The sequence below is a fragment of the Nocardiopsis rhodophaea genome (assembly GCF_039530945.1).
Taxonomy (GTDB): domain Bacteria; phylum Actinomycetota; class Actinomycetes; order Streptosporangiales; family Streptosporangiaceae; genus Nocardiopsis_C; species Nocardiopsis_C rhodophaea.
The window spans coordinates 44,496-62,042 of record NZ_BAAAPC010000022.1; the positions used below are offsets into that span (position 1 = coordinate 44,496).

Here is a 17,547-nt window from a genome sequence, read left to right on the forward strand (position 1 = left end):
AATACAGATCGTGTACCCATTGTGGAGGCTGGGCGGCGGTGGACAGACCACGCCCGCCCCACCGGGGGTCGAAGGGGGTCGCCCCCTGGGCAAATACAGATCGTGTACCCATTGTGGAGGCTGGGCGGCGGTGGACAGACCACGCCCGCCCCACCGGGGGTCGAAGGGGGTCGCCCCCTGGGCAAATACAGATCGTGTACCCATTGTGGAGGCTGGGCGATGGTGGACAGACCACGCCCGCCCCACCGGGGGTCGAAGGGGGTCGCCCCCTGGGCAAATACAGATCGTGTACCCATTGTGGAGGCTGGGCGATGGTGGACAGACCACGCCCGCCCCACCGGGGGTCGAAGGGGGTCGCCCCCTGGGCAAATACAGATCGTGTACCCATTGTGGAGGCTGGGCGGCGGTGGACAGACCACGCCCGCCCCACCGGGGGTCGAAGGGGGTCGCCCCCTGGGCAGGTATAGACCGTGTACCCACGTTGACGACCGGACGACGGCCGACGATGCCACGCCCGGCCACATTCCGTGTCACACCAGGAAGAACGCCCGCGCGGAGTTCGCGATCCCTTCGACATCCAACCCGTGCACGCGGTCGTGGTCGGCGGCATCACCATAGGCGCGCACCTCGGCGGTCCGGCTGACGCCGAGGGACATCTGGCGGTGCCTCCGGTCGGACAGCGCCGCGGCGATCTCGTGGCTGGAGGTTCCCTCCAGGTACGGCTCGACCATCAGCACGTCGGCCTGTCCCGCCGCCGCGACGATGCGGTTGAGTCCGGCCCGGTCGAAGGGGCGGACCGTGGCGGTGTAGGCCACGGTGACGTCGAGTCCCTCCGTCGCCGCCAGGGCGCGGTCGAGCATGGGGCCGACCGCGACGACGACGCCCAGGGCGCGCGCCGACCCGGCGCGGACGGTAACCAGACCGGTCCCGACCGGCCGGGCCGCCGCGTTGCCGCGTTCGCTCAGCCGGACGTAGACGCGGTCGTCGGCCCTGAATGCGTCCTCCAGCAGCCGTGCCGCCTCGGTCGCGTGTCCGGGCACGTGCACCGTCCAGCCGGGAAGGGATTCCAGCACGGCGACATCACCGGGGGCCATGTGGGTGCGTCCGGCCGAGGGGACGTCGTAGGAGCCGCCGTTGCTGACCAGCAGCGCTCCCATGTTCTGATGCCCCAGATCGAGCTTGATCTGCTCGAAAGCGCGCTCGATCAGGAACGGCGCGTAGGTGTGCGCGACGGGGCGCATGCCGGTGAGCGCCAGACCACCGGCCACGCCGATCATCAGCTGCTCGCGGATCCCGACGTTGATGACCCGGTCGGGGTGGCGGGCGGCGGCGTCGGAGAATCGGTCGGCGGAGATGTCGGCGAGCACGATGGCGACCCGGGGGTCGGCGTCGAGCGCGGCGCTGGCAGCCTCGACAAAGGTGTCCCGCATCGGCTGGTGGCCGATGAGCTGCTCCTCGGTGCTCAGCTTGGCCGCGGTTGCGCTGCTCCTGGCGATGGTAGTGGTCACCGAACCGGTCCCTTCTTGTTCACGTGGGCGACCACCACGAGGGGGCGGCCGGGGTGGGGAGTGGTGAAGGCGGAGTAGAGGGCGTCGTGGTCGCGGCCGCTGACCGTGCGGGCGGCCCAGCCTTCGGTCGTGAACCGTTGGGCGATACCGCCGGGCCACCCGTGGGTGGCGGAGCGGTTGTCCATGGCGATGACGGTGATGGTGTCCAGCCCGAGACGTCCGGCCACGGCGATGGCCTCGTGGTTGCTGCCTTCGTCGAGTTCGCCGTCGCCGACCAGGACGAAAACGCGCGGCCGGGTGCGGCCTTGGGCACGCAGGCCGAGGGCGGTGCCGACGGCCAGGCCGAGGCCGTGGCCGAGCGAGCCACTGCCGATCTCGACGCCGGGGACCAGCACGCGGTCGGGGTGGTAGCCGAGCGGCGAGTCGAATTCGGTCCAGTTCCGCAGGGTGCGGACGTCGATGAACCCCTTGGTCGCGAGGACGGCGTAGTAGGCGGAGGGCCCGTGGCCCTTGGAGAGCAGGAAGCGGTCGCGGTCGGGGTCGTCCGCCGTTTCGGGAGTGACGTTGAGGACGCGGTCGTAGAGGACCCACAGGGCGTCCAGCGCGGACGCGGATGCGGCCTGGTGCTTTTCGTCGCCGTTCATCAGCCCGATGAGGGCGGGAAGGTCGGCGTACCGGGAGAGTGTCGTCGTGGACATGCCGCAAGTCTCAGACTTCAAGTTAACTAGAGGTCAAGCCCGAATCCGAGACAGCGACCACACCCCAGGATGTGACATGCCCCACCTGCCGGTACGGCTCACCATCGGACAGCTCTCCGAGCGCAGCGGGGTTCCGCCCACCACCCTCCGCTACTACGAGGAGCGGGGGCTGATCTCCAGCGAGCGAACTTCCGGCAATCAGCGCCGGTACCACCGCGGCACCCTGCGCCGCCTCGCGTTCATCTCCGCCGCGCAACGCGTGGGGTTGACCCTGGGCCGGATTCACGACGCGCTGGCGACACTGCCCGACAACCGGACGCCGACAGTGCGGGACTGGGCGCGGCTCTCGGAGCAGTGGCAGGACGAACTCGACGCCCGGATCGACGCCTTGCACCGGCTCCGCGATCGGCTCTCCGGGTGCATCGGCTGCGGCTGCCTCTCACTCAAGGCCTGCGGCCTGTACAACCAGGACGACGCCCTGGCCGCCAAGGGCCCGGGGGCGCCGCTCCTCAAGCCCGCCAGCGAGGGCGGTCTGTGAGCTCCGGGGTGGACGCCGCCGGGGACGACCCCCGGACGCGCGCCACCAGGCGGGCTCAGGCGCCCTCGCGGCGGATGACGGTCGCGCCCGCGACGTCGCCGTACGCCCGCACGGCCCGCTCACAGGCGCCGGACTTCTCCAAAGCCGTGGCGACGGCCTCGGCGGCGTCCTCGTCCTCGGCCAGGAAGGCACAGGTCGGCCCGGACCCCGACACGATCGCACCGAGCGCTCCGGCCGCACGTCCGACGCCCAGCGTCTCGGCCAGATCCGGGCGCAGCGACAGGGCCGCGCGCTCCAGGTCGTTGCTGAGCGCCGCCCCGAGCTGGCGGGCGTCGCCCGCGGCGAGCGCGGCCATCAGCCGGTCGTCGCTCCGCGGTTCCGGCGCGTCCGGGCGCAGCCTGTCGTATTCGGCGAAAACGGCAGCCGTGGACAACCCCTCGCCGGACAGCGCGAACACCCACTGGTAGCGGCCCGCGTTCTCCACGGGCGTGAGCAGCTCGCCGCGTCCTGTCCCCACCGCTGTCGCGCCGACGAGCGGGAAAGCGACATCACTGCCCAACTGGGCGGCCATCGAGAGGAGAGCGTCCTCCGCTAGGCCCGCACCCCACAGCGTGTCGCACGCCACAAGGGCCGCGGCGGCGTCGGCGCTGCCTCCCGCCATCCCCCCGGCCACGGGGATCCGCTTGTTCAGGTGGATATCGACCGGGGCGGCCTGGACGCACTCCCGTGCGACGAGGCGCGCGGCACGCGCGGCGAGATTGGTGTCGTCGAGGGGGACCAGATCGGTGTGGGAACCCAGATCCCCGGCGACACTCAGCCGGACGAACTCACGCTCCGCGCGCGGCCGCGCCTCGCTGACGGTAACCTCATCGAACAGCGAAACGGCGTGAAAGACATTGACCAGATCGTGGTATCCATCTTCGCGCGCCGGCCCCACCGCCAGCTGGAGGTTCACCTTCGCGGGTACCCGTACGGTCACGGCGGTATTAGCGGTCACGAGTCCTAGATCGTAAAGGAACCCCCACCCCTGTGAGCCCACGAACCCGCAAAGGGACACTTGTGCGGCCGGGGCGTCGTGTCACGACAGGTGCTTCACGCGCTTCAGGTGGGTGTCCTGGTCGCGGTATCCCGCCCCGGTTGGGTCATTCTGATCGGCCAGATTCGGGCGCAGTGGCCTGCGCGGGTGGGTATCTGGGCACAATCCCCGCTACCTTGGGGCCAGACGGAGTGTGGACACCGTCGGGGAGGATCGCTTGCCGTCGGATGGGCTCCCGAAGAACCTGGAACCGTTGGCCGCCGGGGACCCGGCCACCATCGGTCCATACGTGCTGGCCGGGCGACTGGGCAGCGGAGGAATGGGGACGGTCTACCTCGGCCGTGCCCCTGAGAAGGGTGCCCAGGTCGCGATCAAGGTGATCCGGCCGGAGCTCGCCTTCGACGAAGCCACCCGTGCCCGTTTCCATGACGAGATGGAGAACGCCCGCCGGGTCGCTTCCTTCTGCACCGCCAAGATCCTCGACCACGGCACGTTCGAGAACCGGCCGTACATGGTTACCGAGTACATCGCGGGGACCGCTTTGGCCGAGCACATCGCCGAGCACGGGGCCCTCGACTCCAGCACCCTGCACGGCTTCGCGCTTGGCGTGGCGGCGGCACTCGCCGCCATCCACAGGGCGGGGCTGGTGCACCGGGACCTGAAACCCGCCAATGTGCTGCTGTCCCTGTCCGGACCGCGGGTGATCGACTTCGGCATCGCGCGGGCGATGGACACCCGGTCCAACCACACCCAGACCGGCATCGTCATGGGCAGTCCAGGGTGGATGGCTCCCGAGCAGCTGCTGGAAGAGCAGGTCACCACCTCGGCCGACATTTTCGCCTGGGGCTGTCTGGTGGCGTTCGCCGGGAACGGCACGCATCCGTTCGGGAACGGCGACGCCATGACGCTCGGTAAGCGGGTGCTGTTCGCCGAGCCGCAGCTCGGCAGCCTGGACAGCCCGCTCGACCGTCTGGTGCGCCAGGCGCTGGCCAAGGAGCCTGAGCGCCGCCCCAAGGCCCAGGACCTGATGCTGGAGCTCGCCGGCGGTGAGGATGGCCCCGGCGGCGCCACCGACATGGTGAGCCACGCGCTCCACCAGTCCTGGCGGCCGAACCTGCCCCCGATGCCGCCCATGCCTCCGCAGGGGCACCACCCAGGTCCGCACCCGAACGTGACCGGCATGCGCCACCCGGGTCCGGCGCCCGCCGCCCCTCCGGGGCAGGGTCCACCGCCCTATCCCCACCAACACCAACAGGCCCAACAGGTTCAGCAGGCCCACCACGCACAGCAGGGGCAGCACCCCCAACAGGCACCCCAGGCCCAACAGGCACAGCAGGCGCCGAGGCCGCCGGCCAACCAGAGCCAGCAGATGCAGCGCCCGGTAGCGGGGGTGGCCCAGCAGCCCCCGGTGCATCAGACCGGGCAGTTCCCCGTGCACCAGACGGGGCAGATGCCCGCCGTCGCCCCCAACCAGACGGGACCGATCCCCCAGGTCGGCCCGCAGTCACCGCCCCCGCACGATCGGCAGCGGACCGGCCAGGCAGGGCCGGTGCGACCGCAGGCGCAACCGTACGTGCCGCCGGTCCCGCCGCCCCCGCACCGCCCCCTGCAGCCGGCGAAGCGGCGCATGAAGTGGGTCGCGATGACGGCGGTCATCGCGGCAGCTCTGGTGCTCGTGCTGTTCACCGCGCTCACCCTGCTCGGCTTCAACGGGCTCAGCGGCCTGCCCTGGTTCGGGCAGGGTGACGGATCGGGCGAACAGCACAAGACCGGAGCCCAGCAGGACACCGCCGGGGGCGATTCCGACGTCGACAACCAGGCCCAGCCCAGCCGGGGCGCCGACGCCGACGCCAAGATGGTGTTCAAGGCGCAGGAGTACACCTGCACCCCGGACCCCGGCGAACGCTCCATCCCGAACAAGGGAACGTACTGCGTGTTCACCCTGTTCGTGGAGAACACCTCGGACCACGCGCTCACCCTGAACCACGAATGGCAGGAGTTGAAGGGCCGCGACGGCGAGGTCCAGTCGGCGGAGAAGCCGCTGGGGTCAGAGACCAACGCTCCGCTGTGGCATGCGGTGGAGTCCAACGACGCGGCCGAGGGAACGCTGGTGTTCTTCGTGGAGGATGAGTCGATGCTCGACTCCGCCAAGCTCGTGCTGCGCAGTCAGCAGCAGAGTGAACCGGCGGAGATCCGGGTCAACGACATCCCGCGGAGCGCCTGAGCGCCGGGAGACCCGGCCCTGCCCCGCCCGACGCCGCGCGCGGACCGACCGCGGCCGGCTTCCGGCGCCACTCACCACGCGGTAGGGCTCAGTGCTCCGACCGCGCCGGCGCCTGCTCGGCGATGCGCGCGAAGGCCTCCACGTCCAGGGACTCGCCGCGCGCCGACGGATCGACCCCGGCGGCGCGCAGAGCTGCCTCGGCGGCCGCTGCGGAGCCCGCCCAGGAGGACAGGGCCACACGCAGCGTCTTGCGGCGCTGAGCGAAAGCGGCGTCGATGACGGCGAACACCTCCGCGCGGGACGCTGTCGCGCTGGGTGCCGGGCGGCGGCGCAGCTCCACGAGCCCCGAATCGACATTGGGCGCCGGCCAGAAGACGTTGCGGCCGACCGAGCCCGCCCGGCGCACGTCCGCGTACCAGGCGGCCTTGGCTGAGGGCACCCCGTAGGTGCGACTGCCCGGCGGGGCGGCGAGACGGTCGGCCACCTCCGCCTGCACCATGACCAGACCGCGCCGCAGCGACGGCAGCAGCTCCAGGAGGTGCAGGACCACGGGCACGGCGACGTTGTAGGGAAGGTTGGCCACCAGCGCCGTCGGCTCGGGACCAGGGATCTCCGCGACACGCATGGCGTCGGCGGTGACGACCCGCAGCCGATCGGCGAGATCCGGGGCGTGTTCGCTCACGGTGGCGGGCAGCGCCTCGGCCAGTTTGGGATCGATCTCGATCGCGGTGACATGGCGGACATGCGGGAGCAGCGCCAGAGTGAGCGACCCGAGGCCAGGACCCACTTCCAGGACCACGTCGTCGCCGCCGACCTCGGCGACACGCACGATCCGGCGCACGGTCCCATGGTCGATGACGAAGTTCTGACCGCGCGTCTTGGTCGGGCGAACGCCCAGACGGTCGGCAAGCCGCCGCACATCGGCCGGGGTGAGCAGGCGGGAGGAATCGGGCATCTCAGCGTGGGTCACCCACATATTTTGCCAGGCCGCCGGGGCATGACGGCCTTTCCAGCGGGTGAGGCATGGCGTATTCGCGTCCGCACCCGCACAATAAGAAACCGAACGAGATTCTAATCAAGGTCACTTCAAGCTCAGTGGAGGCGTAGCGATGGGTCCCCTGAACGGCGTCCGGGTCGTGGAGTTCGCCGGTATCGGTCCCGGGCCGATGGCCGCGATGCTCCTCGCCGACCTCGGCGCCGACGTCATCCGGCTGGACCGCCCTGCCACCGCCGACGCGGTCCGCGCGGGTGCCCCGCGCCCGCACATGGCCTCCGGCCGCCCGATCCTCGGCGTCGACCTCAAGACCGAGGAGGGCGTCGCCACCGCCCGCCGCCTGGTCACCGCCGCCGACGTGCTGCTGGAGGGGTTCCGCCCCGGTGCCATGGAGCGGCTCGGACTCGGACCGGACGACTGCCTCGGTCTCAACCCTCGGCTGGTGTACGCCCGCATGACCGGATGGGGCCAGGAGGGGCCACTCGCCCACCGCGCCGGGCACGACATGAACTACATCTCGCTGAACGGCACGCTGCACTCCATCGGCCGCCGCGGCGAGGCGCCGGTGCCGCCGGTCAACCTGCTCGGCGACTTCGGCGGCGGCACGATGTTCGTCGTCACCGGCATCCTCAGCGCCCTCGTGGAGCGGCAGTCCTCGGGGCGGGGGCAGGTGGTGGACGCCGCCATGGTGGACGGCAGCGCGTTTCTCGCGTCGATGATCTACGAGGACCGCCAGCGCGGCTCGTGGACCGATGAGCGCGGCACCAACTACCTCGACACCGGGGCACCCTGGTATGACGTCTACGAGTGCGCCGACGGCGGGTACGTCTCCGTCGGCTGCATCGAACCGCAGTTCTACGCGGCCTTCCTGCGGGGCATCGGCCTCGCCGGCGCCGAGCTCCCCGACCAGTGGGACCGCGACCGCTGGCCCGAACTGCGCGAGCGCTTCGCCGAGGTCCTCCGCACCCGCACCCGCGACGAGTGGGCCGATCTCCTGGGCGACACCGAGGCGTGTGTCCAACCGATCCTGTCCATGCCCGAAGCCGCCGACCACCCCCACGTCAAGGCCCGCGGCTCCGTCATCCGCAAGGGAGACCACCTCTACCCCGGCCCCGCGCCCCGCTTCAGCCGCACCCCCGGAGCCGCCACCCGCGACCCGGACTACCCCGAGCCCTCTCTAGAGGACGCCCTCAAGGCCTGGGGCGTCGAGGTGGAGTAGCGGGGCCTTACCCGTCGATCGTCACGGCGCCGACGTGGACGCGGGGGTCTGCTGCGGTCGCGCCCCCGGCAGTCGCCTACATCAGGCCGAAGGCACGCGTGGCGTTCGACGCGATGGCTGTCGCCAGATCATCTTCGTCCATCCCCTTGACCTCGGCGATAGCGCGCAGGGTGTGGGGGATGAGGTACGGGGCGTTGGGGCGGCCGCGATAGGGCTTCGGTGTGAGGAAGGGGGCGTCCGTCTCGACCAGGATCAGGTCGGGCGGGGCTACCGCGGCCGCGGCGCGGAGCTGCTGGGCGCTGGCGAAGGTGACGTTGCCCGCGAAGCTCATGAAGTAGCCGTTCTCGGCGCACAGCTTGGCCATGTCGGCGTCGCCGGAGAAGCAGTGGAAGACGACCTTCTCCGGCGCGCCCTCCTCCTTGAGGATGCGCAGCACGTCGTCGTGGGCGTCGCGGTCGTGGATCATCACAGCGAGGCCGTTGCGCTTGGCGATGTCGATATGGCGGCGGAAGGACTCCTGCTGCGCCTCCACGCCCTCCTCGCCGGTGCGGAAATAGTCCAGGCCGGTCTCGCCCACGGCGCGCACCTGCGGCAGGGCGGCCAGGCGGTCGATCTCGGCGACGGCCTCGTCCAGTCCGGCCAGGCCCGCGGCCGACCGGACCTTGCCCGCCCAGTCGGTGTCGTCGACCTCGACGCCTCGGGCGCCGTCTCCGTGCACGATGCGGGGTGCCTCGTTGGGGTGCAGGGCCACCGCGGCCCACACCGCGGGGTACTCGGTGGCGGCCTGGGCCGCCCACTGGGAGGAAGGCACGTCCACGCCGACCTGGATCAGTGGGGTGACGCCGACGGCCTCGGCGGCGGCGATGATCTCCGGGACGGCCGGGTCCTGCATGTCCATGTGGGTGTGGCTGTCGGCTACGGCGACACGCAGCGGCTCAGGGGAGGGCGGCGGGGTCGCGGCGTTCCGTTCACGAACGGCCTGGCCACTGCGTTTACCCATCTTCGTCCGTCTCCGTTCTTCCTCAGCCGGTGCACATTGACGCGGCGGACCGCTGAGTACAACGATCCGCCGGTGGTCGGTCTATTCCCGTATTCCCGTTATTCCGGTGCCGTGCGCCTACGGCGCGCTACTCCGCGGCCTCTTCCAGCCGGGCCAGCTCTTCGTCGACCACGCTCGGGTCGAGCTTGGTGAACAGCGGCTTGGGCGGCGACAGCGGCGTTCCGGGGCGGATCGGGATGGACTCCCACGTTGCCTCGTTGTCGGCGTAGTCACCGGTGATGACGGGGTAGGAGGTCAGCTCCGGGTCGCCGCCGATGGTGTCGAGGCCCTCGTCGATCCGGGGCATGCCCGACCACACGCCGGTACCGCCGAGCATCGCGTACACCTTGTTGGACGACTCCGGGAGGAACGGCGTGAGCAGTGTCTTCGCGTCGCTGACGAGCTGCAGTGCGACGTGCAGCACCGTCTTCATCCGCTCCGGGTCGGTCTTCTTCAGCGCCCACGGGGCCTGCTCGGAGATGTACTTGTTGGCCTCGGCGACGGTGCGCATGGCCTCCTGCAGGGCCGCCTTGAACCGGGACCGGTCGAGATGCTCGCCAACCGTCGCGAACGCCGCCTTGGAGTGGTCGAGAACGCGGCGGTCCTCGTCGGTGAGCTCCCCCGCTTCGGGGATCTCGCCGAGGTTCTTCGCCGCCATCGAGATGGACCGGTTGACCAGGTTGCCCCACGCCGCGACGAGTTCGTCGTTATTACGGCGGACGAACTCGGCCCAGGTGAAGTCGGTGTCCTGGGTCTCCGGACCGGCCGCGATGATGTAGTAGCGCAGCGCGTCGGCGGAGTAGCGCTCCAGGAAATCGCGGACGTAGATGACCACGCGCCGCGACGACGAGAACTTGCGGCCCTCCATCGTGAGGAACTCGCTGGCCACAACCTCAGTGGGCAGGTTCATCGCGCCGAGCGATCCGGACGTGCCGCCGCGGTCGCCCGCTCCGTTGTAGCCGAGCAGGATGGCGGGCCAGATCTCGGAGTGGAAGACGATGTTGTCCTTGCCCATGAAGTAGTAGGACTCGGCGTCCTCGCTCTGCCACCAGTGGCGCCACGCGTCGGGGTCGCCGGTGCGCTTGGCCCACTCGATGGCCGCCGACAGGTAGCCGATGACCGCGTCGAACCAGACGTAGAGCCGCTTGTTCTCGTTCTCGCTCCAGCCCTCGATCGGGATCGGCACACCCCAGTTGAGGTCGCGCGTCACCGCCCGCGGCTGCAGGTCGTCCAGCAGGTTCAGGGAGAATTTCAAAACGTTGGGGCGCCACCGGCCGGACTTGGACCGCAGCCATTCGCCGAGCACCTCGGTGAACGCCGGAAGGTCGAGCATGAAGTGCTCGGTGTCGACGAACTCCGGCACCTCGCCGTCGACCTTGGAGCGCGGGTCGATGAGATCGACCGGGTCGAGCTGGTTGCCGCAGTGGTCGCACTGGTCGCCGCGCGCGCCGTCGTAACCGCAGATGGGGCAGATGCCCTCGATGTAGCGGTCGGGCAGGGTGCGCTTGGTCGTCGGCGAGATGGCGCCCTTGGTGGTGTGGGTGAAGATGTAGTCGTTCTCGTAGAGCCCGGTGAACAGCTCCTGGGCGACGGCGTAGTGGTTGCCGGTCGTGGTGCGCGTGAACAGGTCGTAGGACAGTCCGAGCGCGACGAGGTCCTCGACGATGATCTTGTTGTACCGGTCGGCCAGCTCGCGCGCCGAGACACCTTCGCGGTCGGCCAGCACCTGGATGGGCGTGCCGTGCTCGTCGGTGCCACTGACCATCAGCACGTCGTGGCCGGACATTCGCTGGAAGCGAGCGAAGACGTCGGAGGGAACTCCGAACCCGGATACGTGCCCAATGTGGCGAGGCCCGTTGGTGTAGGGCCAGGCCACCGCGGTCAGGATGTGGCGTTTCGACGACATGCCTCAAGCCTAAAGGGCTGGGGGCCCGGCTTCGCACCGTATTTCGGCGCGGCGTTCCGCCCGCCGCGGGCGGAAACGGGACCGGACGACGGTGAGCACAGTGCCGGACACCCAGAAAACCGGTGCCGGACACCGAGATAAAACGGGGCGATCCGGCAGCGTGAGGCAGTCGCGGACGCCGCAGCTGCGGGGGCGTGGATAAATCGCCAGCGCCGCGGACACGATTCGTTTCACCGCCTCGATAGTGTGTGTCCCGGAACTCTTATGCGACATGCGAGGTGACCGGCACACACAGCCGGTGTTCGTCGAAGGCGGTGGTCATCACGGTATCCCGTGCCCTGGCCATGCTGCTCGTGGCCGCCGCGCTGCTGCTCGGCGCACCTCTGCAGCCCGCTTCGGCCGCCGCCTCGCTCCCGCTGTCCGTGCTTCCCGCGGGCCGGGCCATCGCTATGCCCGGTCCCGATGTCGAGGAGGCGCAGCCCCGCGCCTGCCGCCCCGGCCACCGTGCGTCGACAGCAGCGTCGACCGCTCAGACCGCGCGGCACCCGGATCACCACGCGGCGACGATCGCACCGGCGATCCCGGCGTGGAAGGGCGACCATCGCCCCGCGCTCCGCGACATCCCCGAGGCCTACACTCCGGGCATCCCACGGCTGCCCGACATCGGCAACGCCTGGGCGCGGGCCCCGCTCCCGGGATCGGCGCGGATGCCGGTCCACGCCGACGTGTGCTCCCTCCCGCTGGGGCGCGCGCCGCCTCTCACCACACGCGTGTGAACCCAACCATCCCCCGACCCGGCTGCCGAGGCCGGGCCTATCCGTCGTTATTCTTCACCCGCATTCCTGAGAGGTATCCGTCTTGTCCACACAAGCGGGAGCCGGTGCGCGCTGGACGCGCGGCATCATCTCCCTGATCATCGTGCTCGGCGCCTTTGCCGCCGCATGGTTCATACCGCCCAAGCTGGGGCTCGACCTCAGCGGCGGCACGCAGATCGTCCTGCAGACCGAGGACGGCCCCGACGGCACCCCCGCCAACGCCGAGAACACCGACAAGGTCATCGAGGTGCTCCGCCAGCGCATCGACAGCCTCGGTGTCAGTGAGGCGACGATGTCGCGCTCCGGCTCGGACCGGATTATCGTCGAGCTGCCCGGCGTGCAGGACCCGACCGAGGCCGCCGACATCCTCGGCCAGACCGCCCAGCTGACGTTCCACCCCGTCCTCGGCGTCGCTCCGTCGGGGGGCGCCGGGATCGCGCCGCCCACGGGCGACAACGCCAACGCTCCCAGCAGCGAAGCCGACGACGCCAAGGCGCCGGCCGACGCCGCCAAGGAGAAGGAGGACGACAAGGGCGGCGATTCCGGCGGCAAGGACGCCAAGGACGAGAAGAAGGACTCCGGCGACAGCGGACTGTCCGATGAGCAGCTGCAGCAGATGCTGCAGGGCCAGGGCCAGCCGCCGGGCGGCGGCGGGCAACCCGCCGAGAACCCCGAGGACGTCAAGCTGACCCTCCCGGATGACCAGGGGCAGCAGCTGCAGCTGGGGGCGACCGCCATCAAGGGCGACAAGGTCGCCAGCGCCAACGCCGTCCTCGACAGCACGACGCAGACGCAGTGGCAGGTCGACGTCTCCTTCCGTGGCGACGGCAAGGAGCAGTGGCGCAAGCTGACCGGCCAGGCCGCCTGCAACCCGATGGGTGACCCGAAGCGCCGCGTCGCCATCGTCCTGGACGACAAGATCATCTCGGCCCCCGAGGTCAACCAGGAGGTGGCCTGCGACACCGGCATGTCCGGCGGCTCGACCACCATCACCAGCTCCACCTTCACCAAGGAGTCCGCCAACGAGCTGGCCGTCCTGATCGAGGGCGGTTCGCTGCCGCTGCCGGTCCAGGAGATCCAGCGCCAGACCGTCGGCCCGACCCTCGGCGCCGACGCGATCAAGGCCAGTTTCATCGCCGGCGGTGTCGGCATCCTGCTCACGGCGATCTACATCTGCCTGGCTTACCGCTTCGTCGGTTTCCTCGCCTCCATCGCGCTGGCCTGCTACACGCTGATCGCCTACGCGGCGCTGGTCGCGCTCGGGGCGACGCTCACCCTGCCAGGTCTGGCCGGGTTCGTGCTCGCGATCGGCATGGCGATCGACGCCAACGTGCTGATCTTCGAGCGAGCGCGGGAAGAGCATCAACAGCAGAAGAAGATCTACGAGTCCAACAAGTCCGCCGGGATGATCGACGCCACCGAGGCCGAGACCGAGCAGGCCGAGGCCGGCGTGCTGTCCCGTCGCCGCCGCCGTGCGATCCCGCCGAACCTGCAGAAGGCGTTCGTCAACGGGACGCAGAAGGCGTGGAGCGCCGTCATCGACACGAACATCACGACGCTCATCGCGGCGGCGCTGCTGTTCTTCCTGGCCTCCGGCAACGTCCAGGGCTTCGGTGTGACGCTGGGCCTGGGCACGCTGGCGTCGATGATCTCTGCGCTGATCATCGCCCGCGTGTTCGTGGAGTGGGCGGTCCGCCGCAGGGTGGTCCGCAAGCACCCCGCCATCAGCGGCATCTCCAAGATCAGTGGGGTCCGCGCCTGGCTGATCGAGCACAACCCCAACCTCATGAAGCTGCGCAAGGTGTTCCTCGGCATCGCCGGCCTGGTCGTGGTGATCGCGGTCATCGGCGCGGTGGTGCGCCCGGCGAACTTCGGTGTGGAGTTCACCGGTGGTCGGGTCATGGACTTCACCACCGAGCAGAGCATCAGCGTCACCGACGCCCGCCAGACGGTCTCCGACGCCGGGTTCCCCAGTGCGGTGGTCCAGAAGTCCGGTGACGGCGACATCGCGGTGCGCACCGGCCCGATCAGCGACGCCGACGCCGAGAAGATCCAGAACGCCATCGGCGACGAGGCGGGCTCGGCCGACCGCGTCAGCGACGAGAAGATCGGCCCGAGCATGGGCAACGAGCTGCGGAACAAGGCGGTGATCGCGCTGATCGCCGCGCTCGCCCTGCAGCTGGTCTATCTTGCCTGGCGGTTCCGCTGGTCGTTCGGCCTGGCCACGATGATCTCGCTGGCGTTCAACCTCTCCGTGGTGATCGGCCTGTTCCTCTGGTTGGGCAAGCCGATCGACGGCGTGTTCCTCGCCGCCCTGCTGAGCGTCATCGGCTTCACGGTGAACGACGCGGTGGTCGTGATGGACCGCATCCGGGACGAATGGGCGCGCGACAGCAAATCCAGCTTCGTCTCGATCACCAACACGGCCATCTTGCACACCCTGCCGCGAACGGTGAACACCACTATCGGAGGCGTGTTCATCCTGGCGACACTGGCGATCTTCGGTGGTTCGTCATTGCGCGACTTCTCCATCGCGATGCTGGTGGGTCTGATCACCGGTGTGCTGTCCACGATCACCGTGGCGGCGCCGCTGGCGATCTGGCTGCAGAAGTTCGACACGACCGAACCGCCGCACGTGCTCAAGGAGAAGAAGACCAAGCAGCGCAGGGAGATGCGCAGTGCTCGGGAGCAGACCGACGGTGCGGTCGTCTGACCGGCGTGTGACCTAGGAATAGTAGGGGGTGGCCCCCGGCGGATCGGATCCGCCGGGGGCCACCCCTATTCTCCGTTGATCTCGGCGCTATCGACCGAATTCTGGTGGGAATTCGGTCGATATCGCCGAGATCAACGAAGGAGGGAGCGCGTCAGCGGTGCACGGCGTCGTAGACCTCGCGCTTGGGCAGCCCGAGATCCTTTGCCACCTCCTGGATGGCCCGCTTGCGCGGCACGCCCTCGGTTTCGCGCTCGGCGACGGCGGCGGCGAGGTCCTCCGGTTCCCGGGACACCGCCCGCGGCACGGCTCCGCCCACGACCAGCGTGATCTCCCCGCGCACCGTCCCGCTCGCCCATTCGGCCAGCTCGGCCAGGGGGCCGCGCCGCACCTCCTCGTAGGTCTTGGTGAGCTCCCGGCACACCGCAGCCGGACGGTCCGGCCCGAATGCCTCGGCCATCGCCCGCAGTGTCGCGGCCAGGCGGTGCGGGCTTTCGAAGAAGACCATGGTGCGGCGCTCGGTGGCCAATTCGGCGAGCCGCCCCGCCAGGCCCTTGCGCGGCGGGAAGCCCTCGAAGCAGAAGCGGTCGGTGGGGAGCCCGGACAGCACCAGCGCCGTGGTGACGGCGGAGGGGCCGGGGATGGCGGTGACGCGCACCCCCGCTTCCACGCAGGCGGTCACCAGCCGGTATCCGGGGTCGGAGACGCCGGGCATTCCGGCGTCGGTCACCACCAGCACATCGCGTCCGGCGCGCAGCTCGTCGATGAGCTCGGCGGCTCGGCGGGTCTCGTTGGCGTCGTAGTAGGAGACAATGCGCGCCCCGGTCTCACCACCCAGCCGAATGCCCAGGCGCGAGGCGAACTGGCGCAGCCGCCGTGTATCCTCCGCCGCGATGATGTCGGCGTCGCGGAGCGCCTCCAGAAGTCGCGGCTGCGCGTCGCCGCTGTGCCCGATGGGGATACCCGCCAGCGTCAGCGTTCCGGACTCTGTGGCACCCGCGTCACCCGTAGTGGCCCCTGCGGTCACTTTTCACCCGATCCATAAGCGCTACGGTTGGCTTGCCCCTTCCGTCGGCCGACGGATCGGCGTTCCCAACCATCTCCGAGACAACTCTATGAGCGAGATGACCACAACAGCACCCGCAGTCGCTTCCGAATCGGCCCCGACCTCGCAGAACTCCGCCCGCGCGCGGCTGGTGCCGCCGATGCCGCAGCCTGTCTGGGCGGGGTGGCTGGGTGCTGTCCTGGTTGCGCTGCTCGCCGGGGCGCTGCGCTTCGTCCGGCTGGGCGTGCCCGGGCAGATCTATTTCGACGAGACGTACTACGCCAAGGACGCGTTCTCGCTGTGGAAGTTCGGCTACGAGCACGAGACGCTGGAAAACGCCGACCAGGTGCTGGCGCAGGGCGGCAAGGAGATCTGGACCGGCGGCGGCGACTTCGTCGTGCATCCGCCGCTGGGCAAGTGGATGATCGCGCTGGGCGACCATGTGTGGGGCCTGCTGCCGTTCGGTGAATCCATGACGCCGACCGGCTGGCGGGTGGCGGCGGCCGTGTTCGGTGCGCTGTCGGTGCTGCTGCTGGTGCGGCTCGCCCTGCGGATGACGCGGTCGTGGCTGCTGGGCTGCACGGCGGGCCTGATCATGGCGCTGGACGGGCTGCACTTCACCATGAGCCGCATCGCCATGGTGGACATCTTCGTGACGTTCTGGATCCTCGCCGGGTTCACGTGTCTGGTGATCGACCGCGACCGGGCGCGGGAGCGGCTCGGCGATCTGGCCGACGCGGGGAACCGGGCGGTCGGCTTTTTGGGGGTGCGGTGGTGGCGGCTGGGCGCGGGGCTGTGTCTCGGCCTGGCCATCGGAACCAAGTGGTCGGCGCTCTTTTACCTGGCCGCGTTCGGCCTGCTCACGGTGGCGTGGGATTACGGGGCGCGGCGCGGCGCCGCGCAGCAGGGCGCGGGGTGGCGCTGGTTCGTATACGACGCGGTTCCGGCGTTCTTCCAGATGGTGGGCGTGGCCGCGGTCACGTACGTCGCCACCTGGACGGGGTGGCTGGTGACCTCCGGCGGCTATGACCGCGGCTGGGCCGCCGAGCACACCGCGAACGGCATTGTGGGCGCGCTGCCCGCCTGGGCGCGCGGGCCGCTCGACGCGCTCATCAGCCTGGTGCACTACCACTCCGAGATCATGAACTTCCACACGCACTTGTCGCAGCCGCACGACTATGCGTCCAAGCCGTGGGAGTGGCTGATCATGCGCACCCCGGTCGCCTTCTATTACGACGGCGAGGGCGGCGGCTGCGGCGCGGCCAAGTGCTCCTCGGCGATCCTGGGCATCGGCACCCCGGCCGTGTGGTGGCTGAGCATCGCCGCCCTGGTGGTGATGGTCGGCTGGTGGGTGATCTACCGCGACTGGCGCGCGGGGGCGGTGCTGCTGGGCGTGGCGGCCGGGTGGCTGCCGTGGTTCGCCTACCCGGACCGGACCATGTTCGTGTTCTACGCGCTTCCGATCCTGCCGTTCCTGGCGCTGGCGATCGTGCTGACGCTGGGGCTGATCATGGGGGCGGGAGAGGACAGCCCGCGGTATTCCCCGTGGATCCGGGTGATCGGCGGAGTGGTGTTCGGCGTGGTGCTGCTGGTCATCATCGCCGACTTCGCCTTCATGTACCCGGTGCTGAGCGCGGAGACGATCCCCTACGACGAGTGGGCGGCGCGCATGTGGTTCCCGACCTGGATCTATGGGAACGGCGGGCCGTCGTGAGCCACGGCACCGCGCGCTCCGCTGCTACGGCGGGACCGAATACCCATTAGTGCGGTGCCACCGACAAATCAACAAGGAGCACACCCCGAATTGGCCAGAGT

General features: G+C 69.9%; 13 protein-coding genes. 6 read left to right on the top strand and 7 right to left on the bottom strand.

What is annotated here, in order from left to right; genetic code table 11:
- Positions 1–530 precede the first annotated feature (530 nt).
- Entirely contained in the window at positions 531–1,430 is a 900-nt protein-coding gene (locus tag ABD259_RS21515) for a transketolase family protein (protein WP_344164976.1), read from the bottom strand.
- 74 nt (positions 1,431–1,504) lie between these two features.
- The gene (locus ABD259_RS21520; RefSeq protein ID WP_344164887.1) at positions 1,505–2,206 is read right to left on the bottom strand and encodes a thiamine pyrophosphate-dependent enzyme; all 702 of its coding nucleotides are present in this window, start codon (positions 2,204–2,206) and stop codon (positions 1,505–1,507) included.
- A 76-nt stretch (positions 2,207–2,282) separates the two neighbouring features.
- On the opposite strand from ABD259_RS21520, the gene soxR reads away from it, so the two are divergent.
- A complete protein-coding gene (gene soxR, locus ABD259_RS21525; RefSeq protein WP_344164890.1) occupies positions 2,283–2,744 on the top strand; it encodes a redox-sensitive transcriptional activator SoxR in 462 nt (153 codons plus the stop codon).
- Between the two features lie 55 nt (positions 2,745–2,799).
- Here the strand turns inward: soxR and ABD259_RS21530 are convergent, their stop codons facing one another.
- Entirely contained in the window at positions 2,800–3,741 is a 942-nt protein-coding gene (locus ABD259_RS21530; protein ID WP_344164893.1) for a 4-(cytidine 5'-diphospho)-2-C-methyl-D-erythritol kinase, read from the bottom strand.
- 256 nt (positions 3,742–3,997) lie between these two features.
- Between ABD259_RS21530 and ABD259_RS21535 the strand changes: the two genes are divergently transcribed.
- Complete coding sequence (locus ABD259_RS21535) at positions 3,998–6,004, top strand: serine/threonine protein kinase (protein WP_344164896.1); 2,007 nt, start codon at positions 3,998–4,000, stop codon at positions 6,002–6,004.
- A gap of 88 nt (positions 6,005–6,092) precedes the next feature.
- Here the strand turns inward: ABD259_RS21535 and rsmA are convergent, their stop codons facing one another.
- Entirely contained in the window at positions 6,093–6,980 is an 888-nt protein-coding gene (gene rsmA / locus ABD259_RS21540) for a 16S rRNA (adenine(1518)-N(6)/adenine(1519)-N(6))-dimethyltransferase RsmA (protein WP_344103607.1), read from the bottom strand.
- A gap of 133 nt (positions 6,981–7,113) precedes the next feature.
- Between rsmA and ABD259_RS21545 the strand changes: the two genes are divergently transcribed.
- Positions 7,114–8,217, top strand: coding sequence for a CaiB/BaiF CoA transferase family protein (locus ABD259_RS21545; RefSeq protein ID WP_344164899.1), 1,104 nt, complete (start codon positions 7,114–7,116; stop codon positions 8,215–8,217).
- 76 nt (positions 8,218–8,293) lie between these two features.
- Here the strand turns inward: ABD259_RS21545 and ABD259_RS21550 are convergent, their stop codons facing one another.
- Together ABD259_RS21550 and metG are read right to left on the bottom strand one after the other, a co-directional pair.
- Entirely contained in the window at positions 8,294–9,217 is a 924-nt protein-coding gene (locus tag ABD259_RS21550; RefSeq protein ID WP_344164902.1) for a TatD family hydrolase, read from the bottom strand.
- 127 nt (positions 9,218–9,344) lie between these two features.
- Positions 9,345–11,162, bottom strand: coding sequence for a methionine--tRNA ligase (gene metG / locus ABD259_RS21555; RefSeq protein WP_344164905.1), 1,818 nt, complete (start codon positions 11,160–11,162; stop codon positions 9,345–9,347).
- 314 nt (positions 11,163–11,476) lie between these two features.
- On the opposite strand from metG, the gene ABD259_RS21560 reads away from it, so the two are divergent.
- Both ABD259_RS21560 and secD read left to right on the top strand, forming a co-directional pair.
- Complete coding sequence (locus ABD259_RS21560; RefSeq protein WP_344164908.1) at positions 11,477–11,938, top strand: hypothetical protein; 462 nt, start codon at positions 11,477–11,479, stop codon at positions 11,936–11,938.
- A gap of 82 nt (positions 11,939–12,020) precedes the next feature.
- A complete protein-coding gene (secD, locus tag ABD259_RS21565) occupies positions 12,021–14,690 on the top strand; it encodes a protein translocase subunit SecD (RefSeq protein ID WP_344164911.1) in 2,670 nt (889 codons plus the stop codon).
- Between the two features lie 151 nt (positions 14,691–14,841).
- Here secD and rsmI read toward each other — a convergent pair whose 3' ends face one another.
- Positions 14,842–15,714, bottom strand: coding sequence for a 16S rRNA (cytidine(1402)-2'-O)-methyltransferase (gene rsmI, locus ABD259_RS21570; RefSeq protein WP_344103592.1), 873 nt, complete (start codon positions 15,712–15,714; stop codon positions 14,842–14,844).
- A 97-nt stretch (positions 15,715–15,811) separates the two neighbouring features.
- On the opposite strand from rsmI, the gene ABD259_RS21575 reads away from it, so the two are divergent.
- A complete protein-coding gene (locus ABD259_RS21575; RefSeq protein ID WP_344103589.1) occupies positions 15,812–17,446 on the top strand; it encodes a dolichyl-phosphate-mannose--protein mannosyltransferase in 1,635 nt (544 codons plus the stop codon).
- The last annotated feature ends 101 nt before the right edge of the window (positions 17,447–17,547 follow it).

Bases quoted from the DNA above. Each gene is read 5' to 3' on its own strand.
- ABD259_RS21515 (WP_344164976.1), bottom strand. From the start codon at position 1,430: ATGCGGGACACCTTTGTCGAGGCTGCCAGCGCCGCGCTCGACGCCGAC.
- ABD259_RS21520 (WP_344164887.1), bottom strand. From the start codon at position 2,206: ATGTCCACGACGACACTCTCCCGGTACGCCGACCTTCCCGCCCTCATC.
- soxR (WP_344164890.1), top strand. From the start codon at position 2,283: ATGCCCCACCTGCCGGTACGGCTCACCATCGGACAGCTCTCCGAGCGC.
- rsmA (WP_344103607.1), bottom strand. From the start codon at position 6,980: ATGTGGGTGACCCACGCTGAGATGCCCGATTCCTCCCGCCTGCTCACC.
- ABD259_RS21545 (WP_344164899.1), top strand. From the start codon at position 7,114: ATGGGTCCCCTGAACGGCGTCCGGGTCGTGGAGTTCGCCGGTATCGGT.
- ABD259_RS21550 (WP_344164902.1), bottom strand. From the start codon at position 9,217: ATGGGTAAACGCAGTGGCCAGGCCGTTCGTGAACGGAACGCCGCGACC.
- metG (WP_344164905.1), bottom strand. From the start codon at position 11,162: ATGTCGTCGAAACGCCACATCCTGACCGCGGTGGCCTGGCCCTACACC.
- ABD259_RS21575 (WP_344103589.1), top strand. From the start codon at position 15,812: ATGACCACAACAGCACCCGCAGTCGCTTCCGAATCGGCCCCGACCTCG.